Origin of the sequence: Paraflavitalea devenefica, assembly GCF_011759375.1 — a bacterium.
Taxonomy (GTDB): Bacteria; Bacteroidota; Bacteroidia; order Chitinophagales; family Chitinophagaceae; genus Paraflavitalea; species Paraflavitalea devenefica.
The window spans coordinates 460625-477513 of the sequence record NZ_JAARML010000005.1 but is presented as its reverse complement, the minus strand read 5'-3'; the positions used below and the strand labels follow the sequence as shown (position 1 = coordinate 477513).

Sequence of the window (16889 nt, the reverse complement as noted above, 5' to 3'; positions counted from 1 at the left end):
ATTAACTGCGATCCCCACCGTCATCGTCGTTCCTATCTTCGCCATTGCGGTTGTTTCGTTTGAAGAGGTTGAAGTCTGACTTGCCAAATTTATAGGTGAAGGTGACACGGAAGTTGCGCACGTTGCGGCGACGATAGGAATCCTGGTAAAAGTTCTCCGTATCATAGATGGTGCCCCAGCGGTTGGTGTTGAAGACGTCATTGACACTGAAGGTAAGGGTACCCTTGTTGCCTTTGAGGAAGTCTTTGCGCAAGGCCGCATCTACACTGTATTGATTTTTCCGTTTTCCCTGCGGCAGTATCTCCGGCGATTCATATTCACCTATGGCCTGTAAGCTGAGCTTGTCCAGTATTTTGGATTTGCTGCTTATCCGGTAGTTGGCAATGAGCTTGGCTTCCCAGTTGAACCCTTCATTACTCAGGTCCACTTTTTCCAGCTTCGCATTTACTTTGGTATACTGCAGGTTGATGGTAGGCGTAAAGTCGAAGTGCTTGCCTATTTTTTGCTGCAGTGTCAGTTCACTCCCCCACTCATTTTCTGTATTGGCGTTGATAAAGGTGTTGAGGATGGCATTGGGATCTACTGCTGCATTGTTGAGCTGCTCATATTGCGCTGCGGTAATGGTGTCGCTGAACTGGGTTATTTCACCCTGCGAATTACGGAAGTATATAACACCGAGGAAGCTGCCGGAGCTGTATGATTTGTTGTAGTTGAACTCAAATGAGTTGGTGAATTCGGGCCTTAAGTTGGGATTGCCCTGGCGCAGGTTGACCGGATCGTTGATATCCACAAAGGGATTGAGGTTCCAGAAGTCGGGACGGCGTATACGACGGGTATAGTTTACCTGGATCTCTTCACTTTCACTTAATGCCTTGGTCAAAAAGATGCTGGGGAATAAGGCATCAAAAAGGTTGTCAATCTTATCGGGATAGTCATATCCAAACTTTTTGGCGCTATCAATAAGCTCTCCGTCAAATTTGGATTGCTCTGCCCGTAAACCAAGCTGGTACCCGATATTACCCAATTTACTGCTGTAAGTAATGTAGGCCGCATTGACTATCTGGCGGTATTTGTAGTTATTGCTCAATGGCAGTTTGGTTTCTGCGCCATTGGCTACGGAGACGGCGTTGAAAACGCTGCGGTAGTTGTTGATAAAGGCACGTACGCCCGTTTCCAGTTTGGTATGTTCTCCTTTGGGATCTGTAAAATCCACCTGTACAGTGAGTTGGTCGTTGTCGTTGGAGCCACTGTTGCGCACGACATTGGGATCAGTAGCAGGTGTGCCATCGGGATTGAAATAACTATTGATGATGTTTGACCTGTCGCCGCCACTGCCTGTATTGTAGTTAATGTCGGCATTCAATTCTTTACCGGCCTCTGCAAATTTGTGTTTGTATAAGAGCTGTGTGCTGCTTCTGTTGAAGTTGCCCCTGCTATCGGAGGTACGGATGCCGTATTGCGTTAAGGTATTGCTGAGGTCACGGTATTGCTGGTCCTGTTTTTCATGGTTGCTATTGTTGCCGCTTACAAAGTTCTGGGAAAGGGTAATGGTGTTGCGGTTATCGAGGAAGTAATCAACCCCAAAACGTATGGAGCCGAATTTCCGGAGGCGGTCGGAAGAAGAGGACTGGTTAAAGTAGTCCTGTGGTTCCCCTGCTTTCCTGTTGAGTCGGTAGGCTTTGCTTTTAGCAATGCCTCCTGACTGGTTGTAGTTGCCGCTGACAAAGAAGTTGAATTTATTCTGCCGCAGGTTGAGCGTGAGGTTGCCGTTGAGGATATCCGGATAACCGGCGCCTACAGAAGCAAGGCCATTGAGACCAAGCTTTTTATTCTTCTTTAAGATGACGTTGATAACGCCTCCTGTACTGGCAGCGTCGAATTTAGCAGAGGGATTGGTGATGAGCTCTACCCTTTCAATGTTATCAGCAGGGATCTGATCGAGGGTGAGGATGGTGGGGCGTCCATCTACGAATACCTGTGGCGTACTGTTGCGCAGGGTTACATTGCCATCCACATCCACACTCACAGAAGGAATGTTCTTCATGACATCCAGGGCTGTACCACCGGCAGCAGTCAAGCTTTTGTCTACATCAAAGAATTTACGGTCAATGCCCATTTGCAGGGCGGGTTTCTGACCGGTAACTGTTACCACATCGAGCGTGCTGGCATCCTGTTCCAGTTTGATATTGCCCAGGTCCTGTTCAACGAGGCCTCCCCCTGCTTTACGAAAAGCGATCTGCTGGTCTATTTCCTTAAATCCAATGGCTGATATGCTGAGGCGATAGTTGCCTTTAACAGACAGGTTCTCTATGCTGAAGTCGCCGTTTGGTTTAGAGAGCATGCCACCGGCCAGGCTGTCTTTATTTTGTCCGGTAATGTCTTTTACAATGATAAACAAGCGTACGGAAGCTGCTTCTACGCCCTTGTTGGTTTTGCTATCTACTATCCTTCCATATAAACGGCCTGCGGCCTGGCGGCTGTGTTCACCAGCGGGCGGGCCATTTTCCTGTGCATAAGCGTTGATCACAAAACAAGCAATGGCTAATAAACTTCCGGTCTTTTTCATTAAGAGGTAACAGTTATTCAATAATGGGTTGTCTATCTTTTGGTTAGGATTAGACGACAACCAGGATACATCCTTTCGGAGGAAATAATTTAGCATCTCTTTAACAAAAAAATGCAGGCTACCTGCATTTAGCAAATAACCTGCATGCTGTACACTGGTAAGCACTTCATTCAGTAAGCACTGAATGAATGGGTGGCCGACTTTTTATACTTCCTCTTTGGCAAGTCTATGGTAGTCATCCTGCAGCTTTTTCTGTATTTCTGCAGGCACGGCGGCGTAGTCATCAAATTGCATGGAAAATTTGGCCCTTCCCTGGGTGATGGAACGCAGGGAGGAGGAATAGTCATGCATTTCGGCAAGCGGTACTTTGGCCAGTATTTTGGTGAAATGTCCTTCTGTTTCCATGCCTTCTACAATGGCCCGGCGTGTCTGGAGGTCGCCGATAACGGAACCGGTAAGGTCGTCCGGGCATAGTACCTCCACATGATAGATCGGTTCAAGTATCTGGGGATCTGCCTGCGCAAAAGCCTGTTTGAAGGCCATAAGGCCGGCGATCTTGAAGGAGATGTCATTGGAATCGACCGGGTGCATTTTGCCGTCATAGATTGATACCCGCACATCGCGTACGAAGGAGCCTGTTTGCGGCCCTTCCTGCATTTTTTCCATGACGCCTTTTAAGATGGAGGGCAGGAAGCGGGTGTCAATAGCGCCTCCTACGATACAGTTGTAATAGACGAGCTTTCCGCCCCAATCGAGAGGGTACTCTTCCCTTCCCCGCACGTTTAATCCTTTTGGATCGGGCATCCCTTCATACCAGGGTTCTATGCGCATGAATACTTCGCCAAACTGGCCATTGCCGCCTGATTGTTTTTTGTGGCGGTAGTTGGATTCGGCCATGCGGCGGATGGTTTCCCGGTAGGGTATGCGTGGTTTAGTAAATTTTACTTCCACCCCATGCAGGTGCTCTATTCTCCACTTAATGATGGTGAGGTGCAGCTCGCCCAGGCAATGAATGATGGTTTGCTTGAGTTCCTGGGAGAATTCCACCCGTATGGTAGGATCTTCTTCCGGCAACTGGTGCAGTGCCAGGGATAGTTTTTCCTCCTCCCCTTTTTTGATCGATTCAATGGCCATGCTCATGTTGGACGTAGGAAATACGATGGGTTCCAGTTCTATGTTTTTCCCTTTTTCGTGCAGGGTATTGTTGACGTGTGTATTTTTCAGTTTGAGTGTGGCTCCAATGTCGCCCGCTACCAGTTCATTTACATTGATGCGCTTGTTGCCTTCCACTACAAATAACTGGTTGAGCTTTTCAGTAACGCCCGTTGTTTCATTCACGAGTTCCATACCACTTTTAACGGTGCCTGAATAAACTTTGAAGAAAGAGAGATCGCCTACGTGGGGCTCTGATATGGTTTTGTAAATGAAAAGACAAGCAGGCCCTTCCTGCGAAGCTGCAAGTTTCGCAGAGCTGGCGCGTTCATTGGCACTGGGGCAAACGTTGTCTATGAATCCCATGAGGCGGCCGCTGCCCATATTGCGTTCGGCGGAGAGGCAGAATAAAGGAAAGAGGTCGTGGTTGATCATGGCCTTTTTCAGTCCTTCTTTCATTTCATCTTCATCGAGCTCGCCTTTGTCAAAGTATTTTTCCATGAGGGCTTCATCGTTACCGGCCACTGCTTCTACCAGTTCGCGGTGCAGTTCTTCCGCCCTGGCTTTTTCTTCTTCCGGTATCGGTAATTTTTCCGGTTTGCCACCGGCATCACGGAATTTGTACATGGTCATGCGCAACACATCTATGATGGCATGGAAGCCAGCGCCTTGTTGTTGCGGGTATTGTACTACGACCACTTTGTTGCCAAAGTGATTTTTTGCTTCCAGTACGGTGCTGTCAAAGTCGGCATTGTCATCATCCAGTTTGTTGACGGCAAAGATCATGGGCGTTTTAAACTGTTCGGTGTAATCCCATATAATGTCTGTACCCACTTCTACCCCCATAACGGCGTTGAGCAACATGACGCCGGTATCTGCCACGCGGAGTGCTGATACCACTTCGCCGGCAAAGTCGTCATAACCCGGTGTGTCTATGATGTTGATCTTATAACCCCGCCATTTGGTGTGGAGCAAGGTAGAGAAGATGGAGTTCCCCCTTTCCTGTTCCAATTCGTGGTAATCGGAGACGGTGTTGCGTTCCTGGACGGAACCGCGGCGGTTAATGAGTCCGGCTTCAAAGAGCATGCATTCCGCCAACGTGGTCTTACCGGCGCCGGCATGGCCCAGCAAGACAATGTTTTTTACGTGTGAAGTATCGAATTCCGGCATAGCAAACGATTTTAATGGTGATGGAAATTATTTGGCGCCGAATTATGGGGATAGTAAGTTGTTACGTCTTTGTGGTTACAATGACGTAAGTAGCTGTCAATGTAAACGGTCATGCTATAATGCCGCTACATTAAAATTATTTATGGAGCCCTTTATGCGGGCAGTATCACGTTCGGTTTACGAAGTTGCGAAATTCCTGTTTTACTTCCTGTAGGGTGTGTTCAAGGTGCTGGTATTCGTCAAAGAGGTTTTCGTGGGTGGCCGCTACGTCGTCATTGATCTGGCCTTTGGCGGTTTCGAAGTCGATCTTCCGGGTGTGGGATTTGATGGCGTGCTTGAGGTCGTGGATGTTGATGAGCTGGATGTGAAGCTGATTGTCCAGGTGCTCTACTTCGAGCAGGTCTTCTTTTGTTGTCTGACTGGCGGCTACGTCTATGAGGCGCTGCCGGAGTTGGCCAAATTCGTCGCGATAGGAACGTAATGTCTCCCGCCAGGCATTACATTCTCTTGAGAGCTGTGCTACGTCTGTAGTAACCATGGGAGAAAAATTTAGGTGAAGAAATAAAAGAACTGAAGAACGCGATTGATAGACTGATTTGCTGTTCTGGTCCTAATTTAGGAAGATTTGAGGAAACAGCGTCGTTAAAATTCAGGATCAGGATGGAACTTACGGGGATTTTTATCCAACCGTGCGTAATAGCGGGGAAAACTTACCGCCTTTTTTTAGGCTATGTTGTTTTTTTTTCGTAAATAGGTATACACCCACCGAAGTGGTGTTCTTATCGTTTCATGCCTTTAATGGCTTGCACCAGTCTTCCTTCCTGGTCCCGGAACTGCAGGATATAAATGCCCGGCTGCATTCGGTGTGCCGTGAGCCTGATGCTGTTATTGCCTTGCATCACGTTGATTATTTGGGTGAATGCCAGACGACCTAGTTGGTCGTACGCCATTAGCTGCATCCTGTTTTTTGCAGGTGCCTGTATTAATAGAGTGTATTGATCTGCAAAAGGATTTTCTGCGATGCGAATGATGGTATTGTTGTTATTGCGTGTTGCTCCTGCATTCCTGGAGAGCTGGTTAAGTATGAGTGCCGAACATCCCAGGATAGAGAAATCGAACATGGTGACATCACAACCGAGGCTGCTTTCCATGATTAACCGGTACCTCCCGGAATCCAGGTTTGATAGCTGCATATCAGGTGCTGTGCTATCCGTACCATACAGGTAGTTGTCGTTGAAGTCGTATAGAAAATTACCATCTGCATCTTTTCCCAGTGTGTAGTGCATGGGAAATAATAAGGCATTGGAAACAGCTATGGATATACCACCCGTACTGTTACAGGTAGCTGCTTTTGTAAAAGAAAAAGAAGCATTCCAATCCAATACAAGCCCGGTTGTATTGTTAATATCGCCGGCACTTTCCTGCGTGTCTTTTATCCAGCCACAGCCACCATCAATTTTCCGGGCCAGGCTATTGCCCCGGCCTACAGACTCCCCGATGGTTTCGTACTGAATGCCCATGTTATCGAGGTCAAAAGTACGGGCAGTGAATTGTCCGCCTGCTGTGGAGGTGGTTATGGATGAAGAAGACTCCACAGAAGTACCCCGGGCTATGGCATCTATGATCTTCAGATTGGAATCGAGCAGCACTACCTGTTCGTTGCTGCCGCCTCCATCTGTTATGAAGCCGTCGCCTGTAGTGGGTATAGGTGCACTGGTACAACCACAGGTATTCCAGTTAAGGTTCACCGTAACATTCCGGAGATCATTGCCACAGTTCTGGGGAATGATATCCTGCCCGGCCAGTACGAAGAATTCACCCGGCAGTATGATGGTATTGGCGGGAATGGTAACTGCATAATCGCCATCAGTGATGATATAACCACCGATATTTGCAGGACCGGGTCCGAAGTTATAGAGTTCGATAAATTCTGCCGTGGTGCCACAGGTATTGTTAGGCCAGGGAAGGTATTCATTGATGAGCACGCGGCCCTGGGCTTTTGTAAGAAACGGTGATAAAAGTAAAATGCATATAAAGAAACACCATGCTGCCCTGGGAAGGCATAGCATATTCTTAAGGGTAGTATTCACTTTCATACGCATGGATTTTAATAATAGACAGGATTTTGCGGAGATACTGGATATATATGCAAATTAGCTCATTTGAGACACATGGTAAAAAAGAACCATACCGGATAAGGGAAACCCATTATTGAAAGCCGTAAGGCAGGCCCCTGGCGAATTCTAAGTAATTGTTTATCAAGGTGGAAAAATAGTTCTGCAATTTCCTTTTACCGCCTTTAAATTTGACCTTTTACAGTGTGAACCAATGATCAGTCAGCAAACGATACAACAGATATTAAGCCGGGTAGATGTAGTGGAGGTGGTAGGCAGCTTTGTGAAGCTGAAGAAGCGGGGTGTGAATTATATCGGGCTCTGCCCTTTCCACAATGAGAAGTCGCCCTCGTTTTCCGTTTCTCCCACAAAAGAGATCTATAAGTGTTTTGGCTGCGGCAAGAGCGGCAATTCGATCAGCTTCCTGATGGAGGCTGAGAAGTATTCGTATGTGGAAGCGCTGCGCTGGCTGGCCAATAAGTACAATGTTGAGATCGAGGAAACGGAGGTGAGCCCTGAACTGAAGGCGCAGTACCAGGTTGCCGACAGTTTGTATATTATCAACCAGTTTGCCCAGCAATATTTCGCAGAGAAGTTATTTGATTCAGAAGAGGGACAGGATATTGCGATGAGCTACCTGAAGGAAAGAGGTTTCCGGGAAGAGATTATCAGGAAGTTCCAGATCGGGTATTGCCTGCAGGAGCGTGATGCTTTTGCCAAAGCAGCCATTGCTGGCCAGTATAACCAGGAGTACCTGCAAAAGAGCGGCCTGATCGTGGTGCGTGATGAACGGCCTTATGATAATTACCGGGGACGGATTATTTTCCCTATCCATAATCAAAGCGGTAAGGTGCTGGGATTCGGCGCCCGTGTTATTGGCAAAGCCGAACGGGCACCCAAGTATATTAATACGCCGGAGAATGAGATCTATCATAAGAGTAAGATCCTGTATGGCTCTTATTTCGCCCGTCAGGCTATTGACAAGAACGATGAATGCCTGCTGGTAGAAGGATATACTGATGTAGTATCCCTGCACCAGGCGGGAATTGAAAATGTAGTGGCTTCCGGTGGTACTTCGCTTACGCCCGATCAGTTGCGACTGGTCAAGAAGTATACAAAGAACCTGACGATTATTTATGATGGTGATTCAGCCGGTGTGAAAGCCGCCTTGCGTGGTTTGGACCTTGCGTTGGAAGAAGGGTTGAATGTAAAGCTGGTATTGATACCGGATAATGAAGACCCCGACAGTTATGTGAATAAGATAGGCGCCGCCAAGTTCCAGGATTTCGTGAAGGCGAATAAGAAGGATTTTATCCTGTTCCAGGTAGAGATCCTGATGAAGGATGCCGGTGATGATACGAATAAGAAAGCGGCATTGGTAAACCAGATCGCGGAAACGATCGCCAAGCTGAATAAAGCAGAAGACTTTACGAAACAGCAGGATTATATACGCCGCTGCTCCAGTTTGCTGCGCATTGATGAAACCGGGTTAAATACCCTGGTGAATAAGTTTATCCGCGATAAGGTAATGAAGCAGGAAAGTAAGCTGCCGGTGGATGACGGGCAGTATTACGAAGACCAGCCCCCACCCTTTATCCCGGAAGATGAGGCCGGCTCGCTGTTTAACAAGGACGAGATGAGTGAGCGTGGGATGGTGCGCTGTCTGCTCGAATTTGGTCTGAAGCCCTGGGATGAGAACCGCCGCGTGGCCGATTTTATTTTTGAAGAGTCGGTTGACCAGAACATGATTGATAATAAGGAACTGGTACGGGTGATGGATACTTATAAAGTATGGTATGATGAAGGTATTGAGCCCGGCCCCAAGAATTTCCTGTATCATGAAGACCAGCAACTGAGTGCGATGGTAGTAACGGTGATGGACTTTGCCTATGAGCTGAGCCCTAACTGGAGTGAACATTTTGACGGCAAACTGCCCAGCCGGGAAGACCTTTACCGGGAAGAAGTTATTTCTACGGTCAATTATCTTAAGCTACGCAAGATCCGGCGCATGGTGGAAGAAAACCAGCGCGACCTGGAGCGTCCACATACACCCGAGGAACAGCTTGTACTGATCCAGACCCATATGCACCTGAAGCAAATGGAACGGGAAATATTAAAACAAGGCGGGACGGTGATTATGAAGTGAAGTTCTTCGCTAACAGCATATCACTGTAAGAGTATTGCAGGAGGTCTTCTTCGCGTATCTGGAACGCTTTGCGGTAGTATTCGCATTGCTCCTGCAGTTTTTCTACCGGCAGGTCTTCTGTTTTGTTGCTGGCTTCCACTTCCACAAAGCTGCCGAGTCCTTCTAATTGATCAAGATGGAATTTTACATTGTTGATGAAATAGATCTCCCGTTTTTTCACCACTGTTACTTTAACTCCAAGTGCCTTGGTGAGTGATTGCTTGAGGGAGGCTGCATCTGTTACTGCCGTAAGCAGGCAGTCCGATTGTTTGGGACCTGCCTGGTCAGTGCGCTGGTACCAGATGAGGTTGTTCTCGATGTTGCCCTGCCGCAATTTCAAGCGCCCGTTGGGTACATTGAAGTAAGTATCTGTCTGCTCATCTGTGCCACGGAATTCCGCTCCCCTGTTTAGCAGGTATTGCCTGATCTCAGCAGCCCTTTCAGTCCTGGCTTTTATTTCAATATTGATGAATGACATATATGGACAGTTACGGAAACAAGAGAACAGACCCATTAGTGAACGGGTCTGTGAAGTATCTTTTTGTGTGTGACGGCGGATTGATTAGTCGGCCATGGCAGCTACGCGCTTTCCGGGCACGGGCGCTCTGCGGGCGGGTTTTGCAGGAGCAGCGGCTACTTTGTTGAAACGCATGGCGGTCCATACGTGATCGAGCGCTACTTCACCTACACCTTCAAACCCGGCATTCCGGATGCAATTCCAACTGCATTCGCGATTGAGGTCTGTAACGATCTTGGAAGTGGTCTTTGGATAGGCAATCCAAAATTTACCTTCTTCCTGTAAGGCAGGTAGTACATCCTTCATGATGCCTGTAAGCTGACTTTCATTTACTGCAAACACCAGTGCAAAGTCGATTTTGCGCGATTTCAACAAAGGCGTTACATTTTTAGCGAAAGCTAATTTTACAAACTGTTTTTCGATTGAAGAAGGAAGTCCCTGAATCAGTACGTTTTTCTCTTCCTGAAGCTGAAGCTTATCTAACAAGTTTTGCGACATGCCTGAGAAGTTTTTTAGTAAGTGACTTAGGATTTAAGTTTTGGACGGGATTGCAAAGGTAAGGCAAATACAGTACGAATGCGCACTTTTTACATTAAAAAACCCGTCAGCACCTTTAATTGTGTGTTGACGGGTCGTAGAAAAACAATTATTACAATAATTCTATATACTATTTACCGACTGGTTTATAGTACTTAAGGGCTTCCGGCATTAACTCCTGGAGCTTTTGGATGCGGGTAGCTTCTGCAGGGTGTGTGCTCAATATTTCGGGTGGCTTCTGACCACTGCCAGCCTTTGCCATACGTTCCCACAATGGGATTGCTTCCTGCGGATTGTAACCGGCCATGGCTGAATAGATAAGTCCATAACGGTCGGCTTCCAGTTCCTGTTTGCGGGAGAAAGGCAGCAGGGCGCCTACCTGCGAACCGATACCATAGGCACTCATGAAGAGGTTCTGGGCTGCAGGCGTTTTGTTGGCAATGGCTATCTGGAGGGCCTGTCCACCCAATTGCTGGGCAGTGGCCTGGCTCATGCGTTCATTCCCGTGTTTTGCCAGGGCGTGAGCTATTTCGTGGCCTACTACCGCTGCCAGGGCTGCTTCATTCTGCGTGATGGGCAGGAGACCTGTATAAACTACAATTTTACCGCCGGGCATACACCAGGCATTGACTTCTTTTGAATCTACCAGGTTGTATTCCCATTTGTATTGCTTCAGTTCCTGGGCAATGTCGGGTTGATTGGCATAAAAGTTATTGATCGCGGCCGTTAGGCGCTGCCCTACCCGGCGCACCATTTCAGCATCTTTGCTGCCTGAAGTGCTGATTACCTTATTCTGGGAAAGGAATTGGGTATATTCAGTAGCCGCCATACTTTGGATATCGGCTTCATTAAAAAGGGAAAGTTGGCTTCTGCCAGTGATGGCATTACGGCTACAACCTGTCAGGAGGACTAATAGTGAGGCAACAACGAATAGTCGTTTCATCGGGATAATTTTTATCAAAATTAATACTAAAATGATACCAACTCCGGGATTCAGGGTTTGGGACGCAGGTTTCCAGATGCTAAGCTGCAGCAAATATAACGTACGCAATAATCTGGCAAACAGATTAATGTGCAGCAATAAAAAAACCTGTATTTCATGGTTACGAAATACAGGTTCACTATCGTTGTTATGTATTGATCAGTCTTCTTTGGAGCGCCGGCGTTCCCGCTTACGGTCGCGGTACTTTAAGATGGGCACTTTGCTTTCACTGCCACGCAGCAGGCGGGTGATGTTTTTCTGGTGGGTGAGTATCACCAGGAGCGCCACTGCAATGGCAAATGCCCTGTACAAAGGTTCTTTTTCATTGAAGATAAAGAGTATGAGTACAGCAAAAGCAATGCTGGCAAAGATGGAGCTGAGGGATACGAAGCGGGTCAGGTACAGTACCAGGAGGAATACACCTACGCAGCAAACGGCCACTACGGGCTGAATGGCGAGGACCATCCCAAATAAGGTAGCCACCCCTTTACCACCCCTGAAGTCGGCCCAGATGGGAAATATATGTCCCAATACAGCCGCCAGACCGAGGCCCACCATAAGGTTGGTGCGGTCCCATTCATTGGTAGTATCTGCGTAAAAAGGTAGTAAAAGATAAAGGCTGGTAGCAGCTACGCCTTTCAGCATGTCTATGATCATTACAAAAGTACCCCAGCGGGAACCCAGTACGCGGAAAGTATTAGTAGCGCCGGCATTTCCACTTCCGTATTCACGGATATCGATGCCGAAGAAACCTCTACTGACCCAGACAGCAGTTGGAACAGAGCCGATCAAATATGCTATTACAATGACGAGCACTTCTTTCATTGAATAGTTGGTTGAAGTTGGAAAATTCAAATATAAAGGAAAAACAGCTTAATACAATGGATAACATTACATTATTCTGTTACTTACTGGTTAATCGCAAGGCAATCCATGTATATTGATTTTTCTGATCCACAATTTTCAAACCACTGCTGGTGGCAGCCGCTTCAATATCAGTACGGTCGCCTGCTAATAAACCACTCATTATTATAACGCCACCGGGTGTTAAATGTTGTTTAAGAGATTCCATATTTGCCAGCAATACGTGTTTATTGATGTTGGCCAGTATGACATTAAATAGGCCAAATTTTTCTAAACTGTCCGCTTTTTGCAACAATATGTGGCTGGCATGATTGACATCAATGTTCTCAGCGGCATTTTCCACGCTCCAATCGTCGTTGTCAATGGCTACTATTTCTGTAGCGCCGCACTTTTCTGCCAATATTGCGAGGATGCCGGTACCGGTGCCGAAGTCGAGCACTGACTTACCGGTGAGATCAAGTTGTTCCATGTATTCGACCATCATGTAGGTGGTGGCATGATGACCAGTGCCAAAGCTCATTTTGGGTGTAATGATGATCTCGTGTTTGACGCCTGTGATGGATTGGTGAAAGTGCGCCCTGATAGCACAGAAGTTCCCGATGATTACCGGCTCAAAGTTTTTTTCCCATTCTTCATTCCAGTTCTTTTGCGCAATGCTTGCTGTTGTGTAAGTGACCCCATAGGTTGCTGCCAGCGCTGCCACTGCCTGTTCATTCCATTGCACTTCGGGAATGAAAGCAGCTAGTTGCTGTGTACCTTCTTCGAATCCTTCAAAGCCCTGTTCGCTCAGGAGCGCGATGAGAATCTCCTGTTGCTCTTTGGAGACGTTGTGAAATTGGAGATGGGTGTAGCTGGACATGTATATAAATTTATAAGGGTGAGCCACTGTTGAAGGTGGCTCACCCTTGTTTATTTTTTAGCATTAATGCTGTAGGTTACTGCTGGGGAGCAGCGCTATTGCCCTGGGGTGACCGGGGGGCACCATCGGGCTTGGGCATTAATACCTTGCGGCTCAGTTTGAATTTACCGGTCTTGTGGTCTATTCCGATCAGTTTCACTTTTACTTTCTCCCCTTCTTTGAGTACGCCTTCCATGGTTTCGAGACGTTTATGGGAGATCTCGCTGATGTGTAATAAACCTTGTTTACCAGGCAGGAATTCCACGAAGGCGCCAAATTCCTTGATGCCTTTCACGGTAGCTTCGTAAACAGATCCTACTTCAGGCATAGCGGTGATGCCCTTGATCCAGGCCACTGCTTTATCCAACCCTTCTTTAGCCGGGCTGAATACGCTTACTTCTCCGTAGTTGCCTACTTCTTCAATATTGATAGTAGTACCTGTTTCGCGTTGGATTTCCTGGATGATCTTACCCTGTGGTCCGATCACAGCACCGATGAATTCCTTATCAATGAAGAGTTTCTCCATTCTTGGCGCGTGCGGCTTCACTTCTTCACGGGCAGCCGGCATACATTCGTACATGGCTTCGAGGATGTGTAAACGTCCTTTGCGGGCCTGCTCCAATGCTTCGCGCATGGTGTCCATGCTAAGGCCGTCTATTTTGATGTCCATTTGCACACCGCAGATGCCTTCGCGTGTACCGGTTACTTTGAAGTCCATATCTCCAAGGTGATCTTCATCACCCAGGATATCGGTAAGGATAGCATATTTGTTGTCGGAAGCGCGGGTGATCAATCCCATGGCTACACCACCTACGTGTTTGGGTACAGGAACACCAGCGTCCATTAAGGCGAGTGAACCGGCACAAACAGTGGCCATAGAAGAAGAACCATTGGATTCGAGTACATCACTTACCACGCGTACGGTGTAAGGATACTCGTTGCCCGGCATCATTTGCTTCAGTGAACGCATGGCCAGGTTACCGTGGCCTACTTCACGACGGCCGGGGCCGCGCATCATTTTTACTTCACCGGTAGAGAATGGCGGGAAGTTATAGTGCAGGATGAATTTTGAATATTCAGAGTTGGCAGCGCTTTCTACCAGCAGCTCATCCAGTGGCGTACCGAGTGTTACGGTAGTGAGTGATTGTGTTTCACCACGGGTAAATAAAGCTGATCCGTGGGGAGAAGGGAGGGCATCCACTTCCATAGCCAGGCCACGAACCTGGTCAAGCTGGCGGCCATCCAGCCGAACACGATCATTCAGGATCATGTCACGCACTACTTCCCACTGGAGGTCTTCGTAGTATTTCTTAGCTTGTTTTTTAGTTTTGTCATCTACTTCTTCACCCAGGCTTTCGATCAGCTCTTTTTTCAGCGCATCAAAAGCATCGCTGCGGTCATGTTTGGCAGAAGCGCTTTTGGAGATGGTATAGATCTTATCTTTTGCGAAAGCATTTACTTTATCGCGTAATTCTTCGTTCTGCTCAGGTTTTACGTACTCACGTTTTCCTTTTACACCCGCTTTGTCACGGAGCTCCTGCTGTGCTTTGATCTGGATACGGATGGCATCATGTGCAATCTCCAGTGCTTTTACGAGGTCTTCTTCACTGCACTCTTCTGACTCACCTTCCACCATCATAAGGTTCTTATCGGTAGCGGCGATAAGGAAGTCCATATTGGCGGTGGCCAGTTCTGTACGGCTGGGATTAACGATGAAATTACCTTCCACGCGTGCTACACGTACCTGGGAGATAACTTCTTTAATCGGAATATCTGAAACTGCGAGTGCGGCAGAAGCAGCCAGACAAGCTAATGCATCGGGCATTACTTCTTTATCACTGGATACGAGCGTCACCAGTACCTGTACATCGCAGAAATAATCTTCGGGGAATAAGGGACGTAATGAACGGTCGATCAAACGGCTTACCAGTACCTCATAATCGTTCAATTTTCCCTCACGTTTGAAGAAAGAGCCGGGAATACGGCCGGCTGAGGCAAATTTTTCGTTGTAATCTACTACCAGGGGGAAAAACTCTTGCCCTTCTTTGGGTTCTTTGTTGGCTACAACAGTAGCAAGCATAATGCTGTTTCCCTGGCGAACGGTAACGGAGCCATGAGCCTGGCGGGCCAGTTTACCGGTTTCGATGGTTACCATACGGCCACCACCAATGTCAAATGTTACACTAATAGGTTGAGAGAGCATACAATCTCAATTTAAGGTTGGCAATCGCAAACGGGTAGGCGGGAAGGAATGGTTTGTGAAGGCAACCAGGTTTAAAATACAATTTACAAGCTACTAATCAGTATGTCGGTAAAACAAGTATTCCCAACCGGTGTCTACAGTTGGGAATAGTATCTTATCACATATACTGATTATTTTCTGATTCCGAGTTTCTCGATCAATTGGCGATAACCTTGCAGGTTATGTTTGCTCAGGTAGTTCAGCAGGCGCTTACGTTGACCTACCAGCCTCATCAATCCACGGTGGGTAGAGAAATCTTGCTTATTTTGCTGCAGGTGCTGGGAAATCCCATTGATGCGCTCAGTCAGCAAAGCAATTTGACCTTCAATAGAACCGGTATTGGTGGCATTTCCGCCAAATTGGGTGAAGATGTTTGATACTTTTTCTTTGGTTAAATACGGCATCTCAATTTTTTTTTAGAACATCCAAATTTTTACTTCTTCTATAATTTGGCGGCAAAGGTATGGAATTAATCGTGATTTTAATATCTTGCCTGCCCGTTTTTTTTCAATTGTCTAAAAAAAGACAAAAAGCGGTTAGTCTCTTCTGCCAGTATGAAACAACTTGTATTTACTGTTACCAATGACCTCAGTTATGATCAGCGGATGATACGGATCTGCCGTTCACTGAGTGCTGCAGGCTATGCGGTAACGCTGGTGGGCAGGCAGCGGCGGGGATCTGTGCCATTGCTTGAACAGCCTTTCCGGCAGAAAAGGTTGTCCTGCTTTTTTGCCAAAGGCAAAGGTTTTTATATTGAATATAATATAAGATTGTTTTTTTATTTGATATTCAATAAAATAAACGTCATTTGCGCCATTGACCTGGATACTATCCTCCCCTGTTACTGGGTTTCGGTAATGAAAGGCATTCCGCGGGTATATGACGCCCATGAGCTATTCTGCGAGATGAAGGAGGTGGTTACCCGGCCCCGCATTTACCAGTTCTGGAAACGGGTGGAGCGCTTTGCCGTTCCACGGTTTAAGGCTGGATATACTGTAAATCAACCCATTGCGACTGCGTTTAAAGAGATGTATGGAGTGGATTATGGGGTGATCCGCAATGTGCCGGTATTACAGCCGCTGACGATACCGGAGAAACAGGAGCCCTATATCCTGTACCAGGGAGCGGTGAATGAAGGCAGGAGCTTTGAAACGCTGATCCCGGCGATGCAACAGGTAGCGGCCCGGCTGGTCATTTGTGGCGATGGTAATTTTATGGAGCAGGCGAAAGCCCTGGTAGCTGCCCATGGGCTGCAGGAGCGGGTTATTTTTAAGGGATTGATCCTGCCACACGAATTAACTAATTATACCGTTAATGCGTGGATAGGGATTACTTTGTTTGAAAATAAGGGTCAGAGCAACTATTATTCCCTTGCCAATCGTTTTTTTGACTATATACAGGCTGGAATTCCCCAATTGGGTGTGGATTACCCGGTTTACCGGGAAATAAACAATCAGTATCCAATTGCTGTTCTTATTAACGACCTGAGTCCTGACAGCATTGCTGTGCAACTTAACAGATTGTTAAATGATGTGGTTTTGTACAGGGAATTGCAACAAAACTGTGTAACTGCGAGAACGATTTTTAACTGGCAACAGGAAGAAAAGAAACTGATTGCTTTTTATTCAACGATTATCTGAGCATAGCATTTTGGAAAAACAC

13 protein-coding genes are annotated in these 16889 nt (G+C 47.1%); 2 read left to right on the top strand and 11 right to left on the bottom strand.

The genetic code is table 11. The features are described from left to right. Nucleotide 1: 1 nt before the first annotated feature. The 4 genes from HB364_RS26680 to HB364_RS26665 all read right to left on the bottom strand — a co-directional run bounded on the left by HB364_RS26680 (nucleotide 2) and on the right by HB364_RS26665 (nucleotide 6984). On the bottom strand, nucleotides 2-2566 hold the full coding sequence (locus HB364_RS26680) for an outer membrane beta-barrel protein (RefSeq protein ID WP_167291472.1): 2565 nt from the start codon (nucleotides 2564-2566) through the stop codon (nucleotides 2-4). A 204-nt stretch (nucleotides 2567-2770) separates the two neighbouring features. Then, a complete protein-coding gene (locus HB364_RS26675; RefSeq protein ID WP_167291471.1) occupies nucleotides 2771-4888 on the bottom strand; it encodes an elongation factor G in 2118 nt (705 codons plus the stop codon). 166 nt (nucleotides 4889-5054) lie between these two features. Then, on the bottom strand, nucleotides 5055-5426 hold the full coding sequence (locus HB364_RS26670; protein WP_167291470.1) for a hypothetical protein: 372 nt from the start codon (nucleotides 5424-5426) through the stop codon (nucleotides 5055-5057). A gap of 241 nt (nucleotides 5427-5667) precedes the next feature. Beyond that, nucleotides 5668-6984 (bottom strand): lamin tail domain-containing protein, encoded by a 1317-nt coding sequence (locus tag HB364_RS26665; RefSeq protein WP_167291469.1) that lies wholly within the window; start codon nucleotides 6982-6984, stop codon nucleotides 5668-5670. A 232-nt stretch (nucleotides 6985-7216) separates the two neighbouring features. On the opposite strand from HB364_RS26665, the gene dnaG reads away from it, so the two are divergent. Then, nucleotides 7217-9148 carry a DNA primase gene (gene dnaG / locus HB364_RS26660; RefSeq protein WP_167291468.1) on the top strand — a complete coding sequence of 644 codons (1932 nt, stop codon included), beginning with the start codon at nucleotides 7217-7219 and terminating at the stop codon, nucleotides 9146-9148. On the opposite strand, the gene HB364_RS26655 is transcribed toward dnaG, so the two are convergent. From HB364_RS26655 to rpsO, 7 genes are all read right to left on the bottom strand, one after another. Beyond that, nucleotides 9138-9665 (bottom strand): class IV adenylate cyclase, encoded by a 528-nt coding sequence (locus tag HB364_RS26655; protein ID WP_167291467.1) that lies wholly within the window; start codon nucleotides 9663-9665, stop codon nucleotides 9138-9140. The two genes, dnaG and HB364_RS26655, sit on opposite strands and share 11 nt — an antisense overlap. Nucleotides 9666-9749: 84 nt before the next feature. Beyond that, entirely contained in the window at nucleotides 9750-10202 is a 453-nt protein-coding gene (locus HB364_RS26650) for a hypothetical protein (protein ID WP_208420107.1), read from the bottom strand. Between the two features lie 169 nt (nucleotides 10203-10371). Beyond that, nucleotides 10372-11184 (bottom strand): M48 family metallopeptidase, encoded by an 813-nt coding sequence (locus HB364_RS26645; RefSeq protein ID WP_167291466.1) that lies wholly within the window; start codon nucleotides 11182-11184, stop codon nucleotides 10372-10374. Between the two features lie 198 nt (nucleotides 11185-11382). Further along, nucleotides 11383-12048 (bottom strand): glycerol-3-phosphate 1-O-acyltransferase PlsY, encoded by a 666-nt coding sequence (plsY, locus tag HB364_RS26640; RefSeq protein ID WP_167291465.1) that lies wholly within the window; start codon nucleotides 12046-12048, stop codon nucleotides 11383-11385. A 79-nt stretch (nucleotides 12049-12127) separates the two neighbouring features. Beyond that, on the bottom strand, nucleotides 12128-12946 hold the full coding sequence (gene prmA, locus HB364_RS26635; protein ID WP_167291464.1) for a 50S ribosomal protein L11 methyltransferase: 819 nt from the start codon (nucleotides 12944-12946) through the stop codon (nucleotides 12128-12130). 76 nt (nucleotides 12947-13022) lie between these two features. Then, entirely contained in the window at nucleotides 13023-15188 is a 2166-nt protein-coding gene (pnp, locus tag HB364_RS26630) for a polyribonucleotide nucleotidyltransferase (RefSeq protein WP_167291463.1), read from the bottom strand. Nucleotides 15189-15358: 170 nt separating this feature from the next. Further along, nucleotides 15359-15631 (bottom strand): 30S ribosomal protein S15, encoded by a 273-nt coding sequence (rpsO, locus tag HB364_RS26625; RefSeq protein ID WP_167291462.1) that lies wholly within the window; start codon nucleotides 15629-15631, stop codon nucleotides 15359-15361. A gap of 150 nt (nucleotides 15632-15781) precedes the next feature. Between rpsO and HB364_RS26620 the strand changes: the two genes are divergently transcribed. Then, nucleotides 15782-16867, top strand: coding sequence for a glycosyltransferase (locus tag HB364_RS26620; RefSeq protein ID WP_246228625.1), 1086 nt, complete (start codon nucleotides 15782-15784; stop codon nucleotides 16865-16867). Nucleotides 16868-16889 lie beyond the last annotated feature (22 nt).

Excerpts from the sequence above, each read along its gene's own strand:
- HB364_RS26655 (WP_167291467.1), bottom strand. The coding sequence starts at position 9,665 with ATGTCATTCATCAATATTGAAATAAAAGCCAGGACTGAAAGGGCTGCT.
- HB364_RS26670 (WP_167291470.1), bottom strand. The coding sequence starts at position 5,426 with ATGGTTACTACAGACGTAGCACAGCTCTCAAGAGAATGTAATGCCTGG.
- HB364_RS26650 (WP_208420107.1), bottom strand. The coding sequence starts at position 10,202 with ATGTCGCAAAACTTGTTAGATAAGCTTCAGCTTCAGGAAGAGAAAAAC.
- plsY (WP_167291465.1), bottom strand. The coding sequence starts at position 12,048 with ATGAAAGAAGTGCTCGTCATTGTAATAGCATATTTGATCGGCTCTGTT.
- HB364_RS26645 (WP_167291466.1), bottom strand. The coding sequence starts at position 11,184 with ATGAAACGACTATTCGTTGTTGCCTCACTATTAGTCCTCCTGACAGGT.
- dnaG (WP_167291468.1), top strand. The coding sequence starts at position 7,217 with ATGATCAGTCAGCAAACGATACAACAGATATTAAGCCGGGTAGATGTA.
- HB364_RS26620 (WP_246228625.1), top strand. The coding sequence starts at position 15,782 with ATGAAACAACTTGTATTTACTGTTACCAATGACCTCAGTTATGATCAG.
- HB364_RS26675 (WP_167291471.1), bottom strand. The coding sequence starts at position 4,888 with ATGCCGGAATTCGATACTTCACACGTAAAAAACATTGTCTTGCTGGGC.
- HB364_RS26680 (WP_167291472.1), bottom strand. The coding sequence starts at position 2,566 with ATGAAAAAGACCGGAAGTTTATTAGCCATTGCTTGTTTTGTGATCAAC.
- HB364_RS26665 (WP_167291469.1), bottom strand. The coding sequence starts at position 6,984 with ATGAAAGTGAATACTACCCTTAAGAATATGCTATGCCTTCCCAGGGCA.
- rpsO (WP_167291462.1), bottom strand. The coding sequence starts at position 15,631 with ATGCCGTATTTAACCAAAGAAAAAGTATCAAACATCTTCACCCAATTT.
- prmA (WP_167291464.1), bottom strand. The coding sequence starts at position 12,946 with ATGTCCAGCTACACCCATCTCCAATTTCACAACGTCTCCAAAGAGCAA.
- pnp (WP_167291463.1), bottom strand. The coding sequence starts at position 15,188 with ATGCTCTCTCAACCTATTAGTGTAACATTTGACATTGGTGGTGGCCGT.